The sequence below is a fragment of the Micromonospora sp. C41 genome (genome assembly GCF_018070485.1).
In the GTDB taxonomy this organism is placed as follows: Bacteria; Actinomycetota; Actinomycetes; order Mycobacteriales; family Micromonosporaceae; genus Micromonospora; species Micromonospora chalcea.
The window spans coordinates 64,238-81,952 of sequence record NZ_JAGPXP010000010.1; the positions used below are offsets into that span (position 1 = coordinate 64,238).

At 74.1% G+C, this 17,715-nt stretch carries 16 protein-coding genes; 8 read left to right on the top strand and 8 right to left on the bottom strand.

What is annotated here, in order from left to right:
- Positions 1-91: 91 nt before the first annotated feature.
- The 5 genes from KBX43_RS13430 to KBX43_RS13450 form a co-directional block, all read right to left on the bottom strand.
- Positions 92-475: a hypothetical protein gene (locus tag KBX43_RS13430; RefSeq protein WP_043328785.1), complete on the bottom strand. Its 384-nt coding sequence runs from the start codon at positions 473-475 to the stop codon at positions 92-94.
- 69 nt (positions 476-544) lie between these two features.
- Positions 545-868: a hypothetical protein gene (locus tag KBX43_RS13435; RefSeq protein ID WP_043328786.1), complete on the bottom strand. Its 324-nt coding sequence runs from the start codon at positions 866-868 to the stop codon at positions 545-547.
- Between the two features lie 17 nt (positions 869-885).
- Positions 886-2,544 (bottom strand): sodium:solute symporter family protein, encoded by a 1,659-nt coding sequence (locus KBX43_RS13440; RefSeq protein WP_064447792.1) that lies wholly within the window; start codon positions 2,542-2,544, stop codon positions 886-888.
- Between the two features lie 135 nt (positions 2,545-2,679).
- Complete coding sequence (locus KBX43_RS32220; RefSeq protein WP_210884629.1) at positions 2,680-3,768, bottom strand: hypothetical protein; 1,089 nt, start codon at positions 3,766-3,768, stop codon at positions 2,680-2,682.
- 13 nt (positions 3,769-3,781) lie between these two features.
- Positions 3,782-4,399: a hypothetical protein gene (locus tag KBX43_RS13450; protein ID WP_043328790.1), complete on the bottom strand. Its 618-nt coding sequence runs from the start codon at positions 4,397-4,399 to the stop codon at positions 3,782-3,784.
- Between the two features lie 305 nt (positions 4,400-4,704).
- Between KBX43_RS13450 and KBX43_RS13455 the strand changes: the two genes are divergently transcribed.
- From KBX43_RS13455 to KBX43_RS13485, 7 genes are all read left to right on the top strand, one after another.
- Positions 4,705-7,059, top strand: coding sequence for a nitrate- and nitrite sensing domain-containing protein (locus tag KBX43_RS13455; protein ID WP_064447789.1), 2,355 nt, complete (start codon positions 4,705-4,707; stop codon positions 7,057-7,059).
- The gene (locus tag KBX43_RS13460; RefSeq protein WP_043328791.1) at positions 7,059-7,481 is read left to right on the top strand and encodes a roadblock/LC7 domain-containing protein; all 423 of its coding nucleotides are present in this window, start codon (positions 7,059-7,061) and stop codon (positions 7,479-7,481) included. Before KBX43_RS13455 ends, KBX43_RS13460 begins: the two co-directional genes overlap by 1 nt.
- Positions 7,471-7,860: a DUF742 domain-containing protein gene (locus tag KBX43_RS13465; protein ID WP_030502282.1), complete on the top strand. Its 390-nt coding sequence runs from the start codon at positions 7,471-7,473 to the stop codon at positions 7,858-7,860. The genes KBX43_RS13460 and KBX43_RS13465 overlap by 11 nt, the downstream gene beginning before the upstream one ends.
- Entirely contained in the window at positions 7,841-8,443 is a 603-nt protein-coding gene (locus KBX43_RS13470) for an ATP/GTP-binding protein (RefSeq protein ID WP_043328792.1), read from the top strand. The genes KBX43_RS13465 and KBX43_RS13470 overlap by 20 nt, the downstream gene beginning before the upstream one ends.
- A 106-nt stretch (positions 8,444-8,549) precedes the next feature.
- Positions 8,550-9,584 carry a lactonase family protein gene (locus KBX43_RS13475; protein ID WP_210884631.1) on the top strand — a complete coding sequence of 345 codons (1,035 nt, stop codon included), beginning with the start codon at positions 8,550-8,552 and terminating at the stop codon, positions 9,582-9,584.
- Between the two features lie 178 nt (positions 9,585-9,762).
- A complete protein-coding gene (locus tag KBX43_RS13480) occupies positions 9,763-11,517 on the top strand; it encodes a substrate-binding domain-containing protein (RefSeq protein WP_051611375.1) in 1,755 nt (584 codons plus the stop codon).
- A gap of 213 nt (positions 11,518-11,730) precedes the next feature.
- Entirely contained in the window at positions 11,731-13,212 is a 1,482-nt protein-coding gene (locus KBX43_RS13485) for a sugar transferase (protein WP_043328795.1), read from the top strand.
- Between the two features lie 10 nt (positions 13,213-13,222).
- On the opposite strand, the gene KBX43_RS13490 is transcribed toward KBX43_RS13485, so the two are convergent.
- Positions 13,223-14,353: a PP2C family protein-serine/threonine phosphatase gene (locus KBX43_RS13490; RefSeq protein WP_209963001.1), complete on the bottom strand. Its 1,131-nt coding sequence runs from the start codon at positions 14,351-14,353 to the stop codon at positions 13,223-13,225.
- 95 nt (positions 14,354-14,448) lie between these two features.
- Here KBX43_RS13490 and KBX43_RS13495 point away from each other — a divergent pair, with 95 nt between their 5' ends.
- The gene (locus KBX43_RS13495; RefSeq protein WP_140946171.1) at positions 14,449-14,964 is read left to right on the top strand and encodes a MarR family winged helix-turn-helix transcriptional regulator; all 516 of its coding nucleotides are present in this window, start codon (positions 14,449-14,451) and stop codon (positions 14,962-14,964) included.
- 2 nt (positions 14,965-14,966) lie between these two features.
- Here the strand turns inward: KBX43_RS13495 and KBX43_RS13500 are convergent, their stop codons facing one another.
- Positions 14,967-15,947, bottom strand: coding sequence for a B12-binding domain-containing protein (locus KBX43_RS13500; RefSeq protein ID WP_166457029.1), 981 nt, complete (start codon positions 15,945-15,947; stop codon positions 14,967-14,969).
- Entirely contained in the window at positions 15,944-17,533 is a 1,590-nt protein-coding gene (locus tag KBX43_RS13505; RefSeq protein ID WP_233514812.1) for a PP2C family protein-serine/threonine phosphatase, read from the bottom strand. The genes KBX43_RS13500 and KBX43_RS13505 overlap by 4 nt, the downstream gene beginning before the upstream one ends.
- Between the last annotated feature and the right edge of the window lie 182 nt (positions 17,534-17,715).

Below are 17,715 nucleotides of genomic sequence, written 5' to 3' on the forward strand. Positions count from 1 at the left end.
CCCGCGGCGGCGGGAGTGAGGCACCGCCCGCGCGGGTTCCCCGGGCCCCTGGTCGACGCCCACGTCGACCAGGGGCCCTCGGGCGTCCGGGTCAGGGAACCGTACGCTCGATCGCGGCCCGGCCCAGCTCGTGCAGGTCGTGGCGGGCCCTTTCCAGGTTCTCCGGCGTCATGTCCTGGCCCCGGGCCATCACCAGGTCCTCCGGGTCCCAGGGCTGCTCGGCGCCGGTACGGATGCCGTCCGGCGCCGCGCCCGTGCCGGTGCCGGTCGCGCCGGTCCCGGCCGCGTACGGGTCACCGATGATGTTCGGCGAGCCGGTGTCGGCCACCGCGCCGTCGGGCTCGGTGAAGGTGGGGTTGTCCGGGTCGACGCCGCCGGCGCGCAACTGGGGCACCGTGCTGTCGTCGTCCACCGCCGCGGCCACCTCGGGGGTCTCCTCGAGCGGCCGCTCGCCACCGCGGTCACGATCGGTCATGCTGCTGCCCTCCTGTCCCTTCGCGTGATCCCCTGGGCGTACCCGGTGCGGGCCGCGCCATGCGGACGGTCAGGCGTCGTCGTGGCCGGGCTCCGGCGTCTCGGTCGGGCTCAGCCGTTGCCAGAGCAGCATCAGCAGGCCGAACACCAGCATCGCCGCGCCAGCCCACAGGTTGATCCGCAGGCCCTGTGCCTTGTCGATCTCGGCGGACGTGTCGAAGAGCCCCATCAGGCCGACGATCAGCCCGTACGCGACGAACAGGCCGCCGATGACCCGGCGGATGTCGAACAGCCGGGCCGCCGCCGAGCGGGCCTCGCGGGCGTCCTCGGTCTCGTCGACGAGCGGGTCGTGCGCCTCGCCGCCCTGGTAGTTGCGGTCCGCGTCGTCTGTCATGGCGTGCGTCCCCTCCTCTAGAAGACCGGGATGTAGAACAGGGCGGCGAGGATCACGGCGACGACGCCGAGCAGCACCGGGGAGCGGTACCAGGCGGCGTCGCCGGCCAGCGAGTCGTCGGCGAGCGCGGTGTCGCTGAGGCCGTACACCAGCCCGGTCAGCTGGTCGTCGGTCTTCGGCCGGGTCAGCGGCGTGACGATCGCGGCCACCACCGCGACGGTGGCGAAGGCCAGGCCCGCGCCCCAGAAGCTCTCCTCCAGGTCCGAGTTGAAGCTGATCACGCCGCCCTTGTAGAGCAGGTACGTGGCGGTGGCCACGACAGTGCCGGACAGCAGCGACCAGAACCCGGCCAGCGGCGTCATCCGCCGCCAGAACATGCCGATGATGAAGGTGCCGAAGAGCGGGGCGTTGAACACCGAGAAGAGCGCCTGGATGTAGTTCATGATGTTGCTGAACCCGGCCGCGATGAACGCGGTGCCGATGCCGATCACCACCGCGCCGACTGTGGCGAGCCGGCCCACCTTCACGTAGTGCTCGTCCGACTCGTTGCGCCGGAAGTACGCCTGCCAGATGTCGTACGTGAAGACGGTGTTGAACCCGCTGACGTTGGCCGCCATGCCGGCCATGAACGAGGCCACCAGGCCGGTGACCGCGATCCCGAGCACGCCGTTGGGCAGCAGGTCGCGCATGAGCAGCGGGATCGCGTTGTTGTAGACCAGGTCGCCGTCGTCGGCGCCCAGACCTTTGACGGTGACCAGGGCGATCAGGCCGGGGATCACGGTGACCGCGGGGATGAGCAGCTTCGGGTACGCGGCGATGATCGGCGTACGCCGGGCGGCGCTCATGTTCCGCGCGGACAGCGCGCGCTGCACCTCGGCGAAGTTCGTGGTCCAGTAGCCGAAGGAGAGCACGAAGCCGAGGCCGAACACGATGCCCAGCCAGTGCGCGCCGAGCGGGTTGCCGGTGCTGCCGGTGCCCTCCCAGGCGTGCAGGCCGGCCTCGCCGAGCCTGGAGTCGCGGACCGCGTCCATCAGGCCGCTGACGCCGCCGACCTTGACCAGGCCGATGACCGTGATCGGCACCAGGCCGGCGATGATCACGAAGAACTGGAGCACCTCGTTGTAGATCGCGCCGGAGAGCCCGCCGACGGTGATGTACGCCAGCACGATCACCGCGCCGACGATGATCGCGAACCAGAGCGGCCAGCCGAGCAGCGCCTGCATGATCAGGGCCAGCGCGTAGAGGTTCACGCCCGCGATCAGCACCTGGGCTACCGCGAAGCTGATCGCGTTGAGCAGGTGGGTGGGGCGGTTGAAGCGCAGCCGCAGATACTCGGGGACGCTGCGGACCTTGGAGCCGTAGTAGAACGGCATCATCACGATGCCGAGGAAGACCATCGCCGGTACGGCGCCGATCCAGTAGTAGTGCACGGTCATGATGCCGTACTGGGCGCCGTTGGCGGCCATGCCGATGATCTCCAGCGCGCCCAGGTTCGCCGAGACGAACGCCAGGCCGGTGACCCAGGCGGGCAGCGATCGGCCGGAGAGGAAGAAGTCCACGCTGGTGCGGATCGCGCGCCGGGCGGCGAAACCGACGCCGAGCACAGTGACGAAATAGAGCGCGAGGATCAGGTAGTCCACCGCGTTCATGTCCAGACGCAGGCCGCCGCCGCCCATGCCCGTGCTCCCCTCGTGTGCACCGCTGCCCGCACGTACCCCGTTTGCGAAGTTTCATGCCTGCTGGCCGGTCCGGGCGCGACGGAGCCCCGGCCGGGTCGCCGGCCGGGGCTCGGTGGGGTCCTGCGGCGGGCCTCAGCGCCCCAGTACGCGGTCCAGGAAGTCGCGGTAGCCGCGCACGGCCACCCGGAGCTGCTCGGTGTCGGTGGAGCCGGACTCCTGCCACGCGCCGAGCCGGGTGCGCTGCTCGCGCAGGGCGGTGGAGAGCGCCTCGATCGCCTCCTCGACGAGCGACTCCGCCTCGCCGACCGCGGCGCGCGGGTCGTCCACGAAGCGCAGCTGCACGTCGCGCCAGCGGTCCCGGAAGCCCTGCGCCGCCTCCGGCGCGAACAGCGTCGCGGCGTCGGCCGGTACCGCGCCCGGCGTGGGCCGGTCCGCCCCGCCCAGGGCCGTGCCGGCCGCTGCCGCGCCCGCGCCCGCGTCGACGTGGTCGTGGCGCCGGTCGGCGTCCTCGTCGGCCGCGGGGACCGGCTCGGCGTCGGGGTCGACCAGGCCCGGCTCGGCGCTGCCGTACCCGACCGCGCCGTCGGCCGCCGCGTCGTCCCGGACGACACCGTTGGCCCGCGCGTCGCCGTCGACCGCCGCGTCGCCGTCGGCGTGCTCGGCGTCCCAGCGGTCGCGGTCGTGCAGTCGGTCCCCGGCCGTCGGATCGGCCCGCTCGTCGTCCAGCGGGTCGGTCCGGCCCGGCGCGCCGTCGCCCGGCACGGCCGTGTCCTCGTCGCGGGCGTCGCGCTCGTCCTGCGGACGGCCGCTCGCCAGCGCCGACGCGGCGACCGCGTCGCCCACCGTGGCCGCGCCGAACGCCGTCGGCAGCGGCGCTGGCTCGTGGAACGGCGGACGCCCGTCGTCGTCGCGCCCGTCGTCGGTACGGTCGGCCGCGTCGCTCAGTTCACCGGCGTCGTATGCGCGGGTCTCGTCGACCTCGTCGCCCCGGTCGTCGATTCCGTCGTGGCGCCGGTCGTCGGCGCCGAGTTCGCGCCGGTCGTCGGCGACGGCCGGGTCGTCGAAGGTGCCCCGGTCGTCGAGCGCGTCCTCGGGCACGTCGGCCCGGTCGGCGTCGTGCCGGCCGGGGCCGGCGTGGTCGCCCGGCTGTGGCACCGGTACCGGCGCGGACCGGACGGCCTCGGGGTGGTCCTGCGTGACCTGCTGCTCTTCCTGGCGCATGGCGGCGGCCTCCTCAGCGGCTCGTGACGTCGTGGTCGTGGTCGGGGTGGCGCTGCTCCGGCTGCTCCCGCTGCTCCGGCTGCGGCGTCGACGTGGGCACCGGGTCCTCACCGAGCAGGTCGGCGAAGAGGGCCCGGTAGTGCACGAGCGCCTGCCGGAGGTCCTCGGTGCCGGCCTCACCGCGCTCGTTGCGCTGCCGGATCTCGTGGGCGTCGCGGTAGTGGGTGAGCGTGCGGGCGTGCTCGACGGAGAGGTGGGCGATCTGGTCCGAGAAGTCCCCGGTGGGGTATCCGCGCTCGGCGATCAGGCGGCTGACCAGCTCGTCCGCCTCGCCGACGGTCTCAGCGGGCGAGTCGACGAAGCGCACCTGCAGCTCTTCCCAGGCGGCGGCGTAGCGGGCCCGGGACTCCGGGCTCAGCGGGGTCAGCTCCAGTTCGGCGTGCCGGCGCTCGCGCTCACGCAGCTCGCGTTCGGCCGCGCCGCGGCTGTCCTGCTCGGCGACGACCCGGTCGTACTCCGGGCCGAAACGCTCCCGCAGCGCCCGGCGGCGGCTGGCGACCACGGCGAACGCGGCGAGCGCGGCGATGACGAGGACGACGATGACTATGACGATTACCTGGGTGGACGACATGGCTCCTCCTTCGCCCGCTGGTATTCCCTCATGCGGGTGATCGCCAATCCCGTTGCGCGGCACTTTCCGCCCCGGTCGGGAAATAAGGAGCGGTGTCGCGACCGCCGTCCGGTGCCGGTCCGGTGTCCGACTGCGCCCGCCGTGCCCGTCTCGGACCGTAGTGAGAGCCGAGACGGCCGGTAGTGCATCCGCCCCGGATTACGTATCCTGCCCAAGGCGTCCGGGCCGGGGCCCGGCGTCGTGGCCGGCGAACGTGACGGCCGCTGCCGGCGCCACCGAGCGACACCTTCCCGGGCGAGGTCTGATTGAACACCCGTGACTGGCCGATCCGCGCCAAGCTGACCGCGCTGGTCATCGGCCCGGTGACCGGGCTGCTGGCGTTGTGGATCTTCGCCACCACGCTCACCTTCGGGCCCGCGCTCGATCTGCTCTCCGCCCGTACTCTTCTCTACGACCTCGGCCGTCCCGGCGAGCGCGTGGTGGCGGAGCTGCAACGGGAGCGACGGCTGTCGGTGGTCCAGCTCGCCGGCCGCAGCGCCCTGCCGGCCCTGGCGGAACAGCGCGTACGCACCGACGACGCGATCGTCGAGCTGCGCCGCAAGGTCGACGGCAAGGCCCTGCGCGACGTCGCCGACGAGCAGCTCGACGGCCGCCTCGACCAGCTGGTCTCGGCACTGGACGCGCTGCCCGCCGGACGCGCCTTCATCGACGACCGGAAGGTGGACCGGTCCGGCGCCGTCGGCCTCTACAGCGGGATGATCGGTTCGGCGTTCCAGGCGTTCGGCGCGATGGCAGCGCTGCCCGACGCCCAGCTCAACCGGGAGGCGACGGCGCTCACCGCGCTGGGCCGCTCCCGCGAGCTGCTCGGCCAGGCCGACGCGCTGCTGGCCGGCGCGGTCATCGCGGGCCGGTACGCCGACGGCGAGCACGAGCAGCTGGTCCGGACCCTGGAGAACCAGCGTTTCCTGGCGGAGACGGCGGTCGCCGAGCTGCCGTCCGAGGAACGGACCTCGTACCAGCGGTTGACCGAGGGCGCAGGGTTCGTCAAGCTGCGCGCGCTCCAGGACACCCTGATCCGCTCGTCCGCGTTGCCGGCCCGGTTCGACATGGCCGGCTGGGAGGCCGGCCACGCCGAGGTGTGGCAGAGCCTGCGCGACTTCGAGCTGCGCGGCGCGGACGCCCTGGCCGAGCGGTCGGTGCCGATGGCCACCCGGATCCTCGTCCAGCTCGCCGCCGCCGGTGTGCTGGGTCTCGTCGCGATCGTCGTCTGCGTGCTGGTGGCGCTGCGGGTCGGCCGGTCGCTGGCCCGGCGGCTGACCGGCGTACGCACCGCCGCGACCGAGGTCGCCGAGCAGCGGCTGCCCGACGTGGTCGCCCGGCTGCGCCGCGGCGAGGAGGTCGACGTCGCCCGGGAGGCGCCCGAACTGGACCACGGCGGCGACGAGATCGGCCAGGTGGCGCGCGCGTTCAACGAGGTGCGGCGTACCGCGGTGCGCGCCGCGATCGACGAGGTCACCCTGCGCCGGGGGTTCAACGAGGTGATCCTCAACCTCGCCCGGCGCAGCCAGGGCCTGGTGCACCGGCAGTTGGCGCTGCTGGACCGGCTGGAACGGCGTACCGAGGACCCGGACGAGCTGGCCGGACTGTTCCAGGTCGACCACCTGGCGACCCGGCTCCGGCGGCACGCCGAGGACCTGGTCATCCTCGCCGGCGCCGCGCCCGGGCGGGGCTGGCGCCGGCCGGTCGCCGCGGTCGACGTGATGCGCGGCGCGATCTCCGAGGTCGAGGCGTACGACCGGGTCGACGTGGGTGAGGTGGCGTCGGCCGGGGTGCTCGGCCGGGCCGTCGGCGACGTGATCCACCTGCTCGCCGAGCTGATCGAGAACGCCACCGCGTACTCCCCGCCGGGTACCCGGGTGGACGTCACCGGCCGGACCGTGCCGGGCGGCTACACCATCGAGATCACCGACCGGGGGCTGGGCATGTCCGCGCCGGCCCTGGCCGCCGCCAACCGCAAGCTGGCCGAGCCGCCCGAGTTCGACCCGGCCGGCAGCGCCCGGCTGGGGCTGTTCGTGGTGGCGCGCCTGGCCGCACGGCACGGCGTGCGGGTGGAGCTGCGGCCGGCCCGTCCGGCCGGGATCGTCGCCGCGGTGTTCGTACCGTCGGATCTGATCACCGACGAGCCGCCGGTGGGCACGGACGGCCCCGCCGGGCCGGAGCGGCGGCGCCTGGCCAAGGTGACCCGGTTGACGACGGTGCCGCGTCCGGGGCGCCCGAACCGGCCGGGACGGGACCGGTCGGAGAGCACCGTGGTCCCGTTGCAGTCCGCGCGCGCCTCGACCGTGGAGCCTCCCACCGACGGCGACGGCCTGCCACGCCGGATCCGGCGGCGCGGCGCGTCCGCGCGTCCACGCGCGGCGGTCGTGGACGCCCCGGCGTACCGCACGCCGGAGGAGGCACGCCGGGCCATGTCGGCGTTGCAGGCGGGCACCGCGCGGGGTCGCCGGGACGGCGCCCGCGCCACCGACCCGGCCGGTGACGCCGATCCGGCCACCACCGAAAAGCCTGACACCGGTACGCCGTCCGCCACGTCGGGGCCGGCCGTGGAGCCCGCCCTGCCGGTGGCGGAGGACCGAACCGCGACTGAGAGGGACGCCTAGTGGTGTACACGACGCGGCAGAACGCCGATCTCGACTGGCTGCTCGACGACCTGGTGGAGCGGGTGCCCGCCGCACGCCGGGCGGTGGTGCTCTCGGCGGACGGGCTCCTGCTCGGCGCCTCCGGCGACCAGGACCGCAGCGAAGCGGAGCACCTGTGCGCGCTGGCGTCCGGCTTCTCCGGCCTGGCCAAGGGCGCCACCCGGCACCTGGGCGGCGGCGCGGTCCGCCAGACCGTGGTGGAGATGGAGTCGGCCTATCTCTTCGTGACCGCCGCCGGACAGGGCGCCTGCCTGGCGGTGGCGAGCGACGCCGACGCCGACATCGGCCTGGTGGCGTACGAGATGGCGATGCTGGTGATCCGGGTCGGGGAGAACCTGGCCGCGCCGGCCCGCAGCGGCGGGGGGCCGGCCGATGCGCGCTGACTCGCCGGGGCCGCAGCACGAGTGGCTGGACGCCGACGCCGGTCCGGTGGTGCGCCCGTACACGCTCACCGGGGGCCGGGTGCGCCCGCCGGTGGACGGCTTCGACCTGCTGGCTTTCGTGCTCGCCACGCCGGACGCCGAGCCGGCCGGCACGCCCGGCCTCCAGCCGGAGCATCGCCGGCTGATCGAACTGGCCCGCCGGCCGAAGGCCGTGGCCGACCTCGCCGCCGACCTGGACCTCGCCGTGGGCGTGGTGCGGGTGCTGCTCGGCGACCTCCTCGCCCATGGCTTCGTCGCGGTGCACCGGCCACCGGCCACCGCGTATCTGCCCGACGACAACATCCTCAAGGCGGTGGTCAGTGGACTCCGTGCGTTATGACCGGGAGCCGGGGGCGCCCCAGGTGCCGCTGGCTCTGAAGATCCTCATCGCCGGTGGCTTCGGCGCCGGCAAGACGACGCTGGTCAGCGCGTTGAGCGAGGTCCGGCCGTTGCAGACCGAGGAGGTCCTCACCGGCGCCGGGCTCGACACCGACGACGTCTCCGGGGTGGAGCAGAAGGCGACCACCACGGTGGCGATGGACTTCGGCCGGATCACCATCAACGACGACCTGCAGGTCTACCTGTTCGGCACCCCGGGTCAGGACCGGTTCTGGTTCCTCTGGGACGAGCTGGCGTTCGGCGCGCTCGGCGCGGTGGTGCTCGCCGACACCCGGCGGCTGGCCGACTGCTTTCCCTCCATCGACTACTTCGAGCAGCGGGGCATCCCGTTCGTGGTGGGCGTCAACTGCTTCGAGGGCTCCCGGCGGTTCGGCCTGGAGGCGGTGCGCGACGCCCTCGACCTGGACCCGGACGTCCCGCTCGTGCTCTGCGACGCCCGGGACCGGCAGTCCGGCAAGCTGGTGCTGATCTCGCTGGTCGAGCACGTGGCGCGGCAGCGCGGCGAGCCGGTGCCGGTGGGCTGAGCCGCCCGCGGCGAATCTCGTCGGCCGTCGCGGGACTGATCGGACGCCTGACCGGGAAGCCTCTGGTTGGATCTGGCGGAGACAGGACCGACGGAAGGTGGGAGCGGTGACCGGGCAGGACGAGATCGTCCACATCGGCGGCTACACGGCGGAGACGGGCGGGCGGGGTGAGGGCGTCGTCGCGGCCCGGCGGGACCGGGCGACCGGCGGGCTGACGCCGCTGGGTGTCGTGGCGGTCACCCCGTCGCCGTCGTTCCTGGTCCGGCATCCGGCGCTGCCGGTGCTGTACGCGTGCAACGAGCTGCCGGACGGCCGGGTCGGCGCGTTCCGGGTGGCGCCGGACGGCGACCTCACGCCGCTGGGCGAGCGCCCGTCCGGCGGGGCCGAGCCCTGTCACGTGGCGGTGGCCCCGGACGGGCGGCACCTGTTCGTGGCGAACTACGGCGGCGGCAGCGTGGCGGTGTTCGGCCTGGACGCCGAGGGCGTGCCGGGGGAGCGCGCCGACCTGGTCCGGCACGAGGGGCACGGCCCGGACACCGACCGGCAGGAGCACGCGCACTGCCACATGGTGTCGCCGGATCCGGCCGGCGGGGCGCTGCTCGCCGTCGATCTGGGCACCGACTCGGTCTACCGGTACGACGTCGACGCCGGCTCCGGCCGGCTGACGCCCCGGGAGCCCCGGGTGAGCACTCCGCCCGGCACCGGGCCCCGCCATCTGGCCCGGCACCCGGACGGGCGGCGCGCGTGGCTGGTCGGCGAGCTGGACGCCACTGTCACCGCGTACGACCTGACGTCGGACGGGCCGCGGGAGCGGGCGCGCGTCGACGCCAGCGGGCGGGCCGGGCATGTCCAGCCGTCCGAGGTGAGCGTGGGACCGGGTGGGCGTTTCCTCTACGTGGGCAACCGGGGCGTCGGCACGGTGGCGGTCTTCGCGCTCGACGGCGAAGCGCCGGAGCTGGTGGCCGAGGTCGACACCGGCGGTGAGTGGCCCCGGCACTTCGCGTTCGCCGGTGAGCACCTGTACGTCGCCGACGAGCGGGCCGACATGATCAGGATCTTCCGGGTCGATCCGGTCAGCGGCGTGCCCGAGGTGATGGGGGAGCCGGTGCCGGTGGCGAGCCCGACCTGCTTCCTGCCGTGAGCGGACGGTCACCGAAACGACCGTCCGCAGTGGACTTCATCACTCTGAAATGACTGACCAGTAACTTAGCGTATGAGTTAGGTGATCAACTGTTTCTGCTGCGTAACTTTCGTCCGAACGGTTGTGGTGGTAACCCCACGAGGTACGCAAGATGGTCACCGTGTCTGGCCGCCATCGCATGCGTTCCAACCTCCGTGGAGCAGGCGCCGCCGCTGTGGCGGTAGCCCTGGTCGCCGTCGTGGGCGGCTCCTGGTTCGGCTACCAGCAGCTGGCCGGCCCGAACTGTTCGGGCCGGATCGAGCTGTCGGTGGCGACCGCCCCGGAGATCGCCCCCGCGGTGCGCGGCGCCGCCGACCAGTGGGTCGCCGACGGCGCCGCGGTGGGCGGCACCTGCATCGCCGTCAACGTCTCCTCCTCGGAGTCGGTCGAGGTGGCCGCCGCGGTGGCCAGCAAGCACGGCGCCACGCTCGCCGGAGTCGGGCAGGCCAGCGGCACCGCTGTCACCCCGGACGTCTGGGTGCCGGACTCCTCGACCTGGCTGGTCCGGCTCAAGAGCGGCGGAGCCAGCGCCTTCGCGCCGACGAACGGCGCCTCGATCGCGCGCAGCCCGGTGGTGGTGGCGCTGCCCGAGCCGGTGGCCTCGCGCATAGGGTGGCCGGACAAGAAGCTCCGCTGGTCCGACCTGCTGACCCAGGTCACCGCGAGTAAGCCGCTGCGGGCCGGGATCGTCGAGCCGACCCAGGACGCGGCCGGCCTGTCCGGGCTGCTGTCGCTCACCGCCGCCGCCAGCTCCACCGGCGATTCCGGCTCGCCGAAGGCGCAGGAGGCGATGGTCGGGGCGCTGCGGGCCCTCGCCACGAACCGCTCCTCGCTGCGGCAGGACCTCCTCGCGCGGTTCCCGCGCTCGTCGGACCCGACGGCGATCGCCAACGGGCTGGGCGCGGCGGCGCTGTCCGAGGAGGACGTGATCGCCTACAACAGCACGAAGCCGCCGATCCGGCTGGCCGCGCTCTACCTGGAGCCGGTGCCGATCCCGCTCGACTACCCGTTCGCGGTGCTGCCCGGCATCGAGCCGGCCAAGGCGTCCGCCGCCCGGGTGCTCTTCGAGGTGCTGCGTACGCCGGACTTCAAGGACCGGCTGGCCGCGCAGGCGCTGCGCGCGCCGGACGGCAACTGGGGGCGCGGCTTCCAGGCCCCGACGGGCGCGCCGAGCCCGGCGAACGGCGGCGCGAGCCAGGTGCCGCCGTCCGGTCAGGGCGGCGCGGCCGACCTCGACCCGGGCGCCATCTCGACGGCGACCACCACCTGGTCGGTGGCCACGCAGTCGGGCCGGATGCTCTGCGTCATCGACGTCTCCGGCTCGATGAAGAAGCCGGTCGCGACGGCGAACGGCGCCAGCCGGGAGCAGGTCACGGTGGCGGCCGCGAGCCAGGGCCTCGGGCTCTTCGACGACTCCTGGTCGATCGGCCTGTGGACGTTCTCCACGAACCTTCAGGGCTCGCAGGACTGGAGCGAGCTGGTCGGAATAAAGCCGTTGTCGAGCAACCGGGGGGCGCTGCAGCGCGGCCTCGCCTCGATCAAGCCCTCCAGCGGCGACACCGGCCTGTACGACACCATGCTCGCGGCGTACAAGAAGGTGCAGCAGGACTGGGAGCCGGGCAAGGTCAACTCGATCGTGCTGTTCACCGACGGCAAGAACGAGGACGACAACGGCATCTCGCAGAAGGAGCTGCTGGACCAGCTGAAGAAGCTGAAGGACGACGAGCAGCCGGTCCAGGTGGTCATCATCGGCATCGGCACCGAGGTGAACCGGGCCGAGCTGGAGTCGATCACCAAGGTCACCGGCGGCGGCGCGTTCGTCACCACCGACCCCAGCAAGATCGGCGAGATCTTCCTCCGGGCGATCGCGCTCCGGCCGCCCGCCCCGCGCTGACCTGAAGCTCAGCGCTAGTCTTCCGCCGTACCGGCAAATCCGGTACGGCGGAAGGCTTCCCGGGTCAAGACGCGGGATGAGAACTGACGGTAATGCGTCCGAATCAATCGGTAACCATAATTGTCCAGGCATGATGACCGGGTGCCTCGACCGCGGGCTCCACACCGGAGCCGGGCGGGGACGGGGCGGTCCTGAGCGAAGTGGGGAGGGCCGGTGACCTCGGCGACGCTGTTGACCCCTGCCACGTCGTCGCGACCCGGTGGTGAACGCCCGGGCAAGACGACACGAGCCGCGGAGCGGGCCTACATCCGGGTCCTGGTGGTGCTGGACACCACCGTGCTGGCGGTGGCCATCCTGGTCGGTTACCTGGCCCGGTTCGGCGACGAGGAGCCGACCGGGTCCGAGATCCCGTACGTCGTGGTAGCCCCGGCGCTGCTGCTGGTCTGGCTCGTCTCGCTCAAGGCGATGCGGTGCTACGACGACCAGGTGCTCGGGTACGGCGCGGACGAGTACCGCCGGGTCAGCGCGGCGAGCATGCGGCTGGCCGGCGGTATCGCGATCGCCGGGTACATCGCCGACGTCGGCGTCTCCCGGGGCTTCCTGGCCATCTCCTTCGCCGTCGGCACCGTCGGCCTGGAGGTGGCGCGGTTCGCGGCCCGCAAGCGGCTGCACCGGGCCCGCGACCGGGGCGCCGGCTGGTCGCGCAAGGTGCTCGTGGTGGGCGACACGGCACACGTGCTGGAGCTGGTGCACACGCTGCGCCGGGAGCCGTACGCGGGCTACCAGGTGGTCGGCGCGTGCATTCCGGACGCGCTGCTCGCCCCGGTGCCGCAGCGGCTGGGTGACGTGCCGGTGGTCGGCTCCTTCCGGGGCATCCCGGAGGCGGCCACCGCGATCGGCGCCGACACGGTGGCGGTCACCGCCTCCGGTGAGCTGACCGCGACCCGGCTTCGCCGCCTGGGCTGGCAGCTGGAGGGCACCGGGGTCGACCTGGTGGTGGCGCCGGCGCTGACCGACGTCGCCGGCCCTCGCATCCACACCCGCCCGGTCGCCGGCCTGCCGCTGATCCACGTCGAGGCGCCCGAGTTCCGTGGCGCCCGCAAGCTGGTCAAGGGCTTCGTGGACCGGTCGATCTCGCTGATCGCGCTGCTCGTGCTGGCGCCGCTGCTGATCGTGATCGCGCTCGCCATCAAGATCGACAGCCGGGGTCCGGTGCTGTTCCGGCAGACCCGGGTCGGTCAGGGCGGCGAGGAGTTCGGCGTCTTCAAGTTCCGCACCATGGTGGTCAACGCCGACGCCCTGCTCGCCGAGCTGGCCGCGCGCAACGAGACCGACGGCCTGATGTTCAAGATGCGCGACGACCCGCGGGTGACCCGGGTGGGCCGGCTGCTGCGCAAGTGGTCGCTGGACGAGCTGCCCCAGCTCGTCAACGTGCTGCTCGGCCAGATGAGCCTGGTCGGCCCGCGCCCGCCGCTGCCGTCCGAGGTGGCTCGCTACGACGGCGACGTGGCGCGACGCCTCCTGGTCAAGCCCGGCATGACCGGCCTCTGGCAGGTCAGCGGCCGGTCCGACCTGAGCTGGGAGGACGGCATCCGGCTCGACCTCTACTACGTGGAGAACTGGTCGCTGGCCGCCGACCTGACCATCCTCTGGAAGACGTTCGGCGCCGTGATCAACAGCCGCGGCGCGTACTGAGCGGGCCGGGTCAGGGCTGCGGGCCCAGCCAGTCCAGGCACACCACCACCGCGTCGTCCACCAGATCGCCGGCGACGAAGGCCCGCAGGTCGCCGATCAGCGACCGGACCGCGTCCAGCGGCTCCATCGGCCCGGTCCGGCGCAGGAACCGGTCCAGCGCCGCCTCGCCGTAGCGCCCCTGCTCGGTGGTGGCGTCGATGACGCCGTCGCTGACCACGAAGAGCCGGTCACCGCGCTCCAACTGGAACGTCTGCTCCCGGTAGTCGGTGCCCTCGAACATGCCGAGCGGGAACTGCTCGTCCAGCGCCTGCTCGCTGACCTCGCCGGCCCGCAGCCGCAGCAGACGGGGCGAACCGGCGTCGACCACGGCCAGCGTGCCGGTGGCCAGGTCCAGTTCGACGAGCAGCACCGAGACATGCTGCTGGCCCCGGTGCTGCGCGTAGATCGCCTGGTCGGCCAGCGCGGCCTGATCGGCCAGGGGGAGCCCGGCCCGGCGCGCGTTGCGCAGCGCGTACGTGGCCAGCGAGGCGAGCAGCGCCGCGGCCACCCCCTCACCGAAGCCGTTCAGCACCGCCAGCCAGAGCCGGTGGCCGTCGTCGGACCAGTCGAAGCTGTCCCCGCGCACCGCGTACGCCGGTTCCAGCTGCCCGGCCAGGCTGAACGACGGCCGGATCCGGCTGCGCCCGGGCAGCAGCTCCCACTGCATCTCGGCGGCCAGCGTGAGGCGCCGGCTGCGCCGGGCGGTCCGGTAGATGTCGGTGGTCGCCATGACCGCGCTCAGCTCGTGCCCGAGCACCGTGGCGATGGTGTCCAGCTCGCGGCGCGCGTCCGGGTCGGCCGGTACCGGAGAGACCCGGAGGACGCCCCGGCGCTCGCCGCGCATGCCCACCGGGAACCAGCCCACCTCGTCGGCGATCACCGGCTCCTGATGGTCGAAGGCGCGCCAGGCCGGGTGACCGGGGCGGGCGAGCGCCTCGCCGTCACCCAGCGGCAGCAGCTCGGCGAGCCGGTAGTCGACCTGGTAGAGCTCGGTGCGGGTGATTCCGTACGTGCGCGCCAGCTCGGCGGCGAGCCGGTCCACGATGAGATCCGTCGGCGCCTCGGTCAGGACCCGGCGCGCGCGGCCCTCCGCTCCGCTCATCTTTGCTCCTTTGCACAGGTCGCCGGGCAGATCCGGGGGGTAGTCTCGGGCCCACCATGACCGAAGAGCCTGGTCCCCAGGGACCTGACACGAGTATGTCCGCCGCCCTGGACGAGGCGGCAGGCACCTTGCTCGCCGTCTGGGAGGCGGCCCGGGAGCGCACCACCAGCCGGCTGTCCAGTGCCCAGTTACGCGCGATCATGGTCGTCGAGCAGTATGACGGCATCAACCTCCGCCGGCTCGCCACCCTCACCGACATGCTGCTCTCCTCCGCCAGCCGGCTCTGCGACCGGCTGGTCGCGGCCGGCATGCTGGAACGCGAGCCGGGCCGCTACGACCGGCGGGAGATCTCCCTGCACCTCACTCCGGAGGCCCTGCGGCTCCTCGCCGAACTGCGCACCGACCGGCGGCGCCGGCTGGAGCGGATCCTGGACGGAATGAGCTCGGAGGGCCGGGTGGCACTGCTGCAGGGCATGCGCGAGTTCGACGTGGTCGGCCGGCGCGGGGAGGCGACAGCGGCCGAGGGCTGGCCGGTGCTGCAGCCCTCCGGGGAGCGGATCGGTGACCCGGCCCGCCCGTCCGGCGAGCCGCCGGTGGCCCGTACCGCCTGACTTCACCCGCGGACGGCCCGCAGCCGGGCCACCACCCGGGGATGCTCGGTCAGCGCCCGCTCCAGCGTGCCGAGCACCTCGTCCAGCAGCGCCCGCCCGCCCCGGGACGTCAGCGCCTCCGCCTGCCACTCGACGAAGTCCCGCAGCAGCCGGTCGTCGTCCACCCGCACGGCCGCGATCAGCGCGTCCACCAGGTGCGCGATGCCGGTGGCGGCGTCCTCGGCGGTCTCCTCGGGAGGGTCCACCGCGGTCAGCGCGAGCCGGACCAGCTCCCGCCGCCGGTGCAGCAGGGCGACGTACGAGTCGTCGGGCGGCGGTGGTGGCGCGCCGATGTGCGTGCCCGCGGACAGCGGCCGGTCCAGCAGCGCGACGGCGTCCCGGGCGCTGGCGCCCCAGGCCGCCGCGCCGATCGTGGCGGCCCACCGGCCCTCCGGCCCGAAGCCGGGGCCGCCCGCCAGTACCGGCACCCCGGCCGCGCGGCTCGCCTCCACCATCCGCGCCGCCCGGACCAGCCGGTTCGGCTGCACGCAGCTCAGCAGTACCGCGTCCGGGCCGGTCTGGTGCAGGTAGGAGACCAGGTGCCGGGCCGGCACGCTGGCGCCCAGGAACGTCACCCGCCAGCCGGCCGCCCGGACCACCTCGGCGACGATCCGGGCGGCCAGCGCGTGCCACTCGCCCTCGACGCAGGCCATCACCACGTGCCCACGTCGCGGTGCGCCGATCGTCGCGCCCACCGCGCCGACCACGAGTTCGCTGACATGGGTGGCGGCGTGCTCCTGGGCCACGCTCCAGGAACCGGTGAGCCAGCGGCGGCCGATCTCCTGCTGCGCCACCGCGACGAGGTCCACCAGGATGTCCGCGACCGGCACGCCGTCGGCGAGCAGTTCCTGCGCCAGCGCGATCGCGCCGGCCCGGTCGGCCCGGTCCAGGTGATCGAGATACGCGGCGAGCGTCTCCGGCCCGATCCGGCGCTCCGGGCTCACCCGGCGGCCAGCGCCAGCATGGCGATGTCGTCGTGCGGCTGCCCGTCCAGCCACTCGTCGACGAGCTGGAGCACCCGCTCCACGAGCGCGGCCGGCGGGAGCCCGGCACCGGAGGCGACCGCCTGGCGCAACCGGTCCTCGCCGAACATGGCCAGCTCGGTCGGGCCGCCCCGGGCCTCGGTCACCCCGTCGGTGTACGCCAGCAGCAGGTCGCCCGGCGCCAGCCGTACCTCGGCGTCGACGAACCGCGCGTCGGTGAGCGCGCCCACCGGCATGCCGCCCACCCGGACGGTCTCGATCCCGCCGCCGGCGCGGGCGACGAGCGGGGCGGGGTGCCCGCCGCCGGCCACCCGGACCCGCAGCCCGCCGCCGGGCTCGCGGCGGACCGCGCCGAGCAGGAGCGTCGTGAACTGGGCCCGGCGGGCGGCGTCCGGCGCGTCCAGCAGCGCCCGGTTGAGCAGCTCCAGCAGTTCCCGGGGACGCTGCTCGACGAGGCGCAGCGTCTGCAGCGACTGGCGTACCCGGCCGGTCAGCACTGCCGCGCCGACGCCCTTGCCGCAGACGTCGCCGAGCGCGAGGAGACCGCCCTCGGCGGTGGGGAACACGTCGTAGAAGTCCCCGCCGATGCGCAGGCTGTCCCCGGCGGCGCGGTAACCGCCGGCGAGCGTCATCCCGGGCAGGCGCGGCAGTTCCGGCGGGAGCAGGCTGTTCTGCAGCACGCGCGCCAGGTGGGCCTGCTCGCCGTACAGCTCGGCCGCGGCCAGCGCGGCGCCGGCCCGCCCGGCGAACTCCCGGGCCAGTGCGATCTCCCGCTGGTCGAAGCCGGGCCGTTCGGGGCGGCGGGCCAGCACCAGCGCGCCGGCCGGGCCGCCGGCGCTGGGCATCGGGCTGATCAGCACGGTGCCCGGCCGGCCGAAGCCGGTGGGCAGCACCTCGGCCAGGTCGGCCAGTTCGGCGTCGAGCCAGGGACTGGGCTCGGTGCGGTCGCCGTCGAGCGCCTCGACCAGCCCGGGGACGGACTCCACGGTGCGCCAGCCGGTCACGCCGGTGACCGGGCCGGAGTCGCCGGTGGCGTACCGGATCCAGTGCGGCGCGTCCTCGGCGGGCGGGGCCGGGCGGTGCACCACCACGGCGACGTCGGCCAGGTAGGGCACCGGCAGCGTGACCGCGGCGCGCAGCGTCTGGTCCCGGTGCAGGGACAGCCCGAGCCGGCTGCCGGCCCGGGCGAGGAAAGCGGTCCGGGAGCGTTCGGCGAGCAGCGCGTCGGTGCGTGCGTGCTCCTCCGTGACGTCTCGGACGTACCAGGCGCCGCGCCCGGCGGCCAGCGGGCGCCGCAGCCCGCGCAACCGCCGGCCGTGGTGCTCGGTCTCGAACGTGTCCGATCCGGTGCGCGCCGCCTCGGCCAGCGCCGGCACCTGGCACCCGGCCAGGTCGACGCCGGGGGTCAGCTCCGGGAGCAGGTCGGTGGCCATCGCGTTGACCAGGGCCACCACGCCGGCCGGGTCGACTGTCACGACCGCTTCGGCGAGCCCGTCCAGCAGCTCCTGGGCGAGCCGGTCGTCAGCCGGGAGCGCGGCCCCGGCCACCCGCCGGGGTCGCTTCCTCCAGGCGTGCCCCCCGCCGCTGACCGGCCCCGCGACACCGCCCCGGCGCGCGGCTGTCACCTCAGGTGGCCGGGCGCTTCGGTCAGTCGACCCCTGCGCATGCTGTCGGTGCACTCCTCGCTCGGCGGACAGGTTGCCTGGCGGCAAGCGTACCGAGCGCGGGC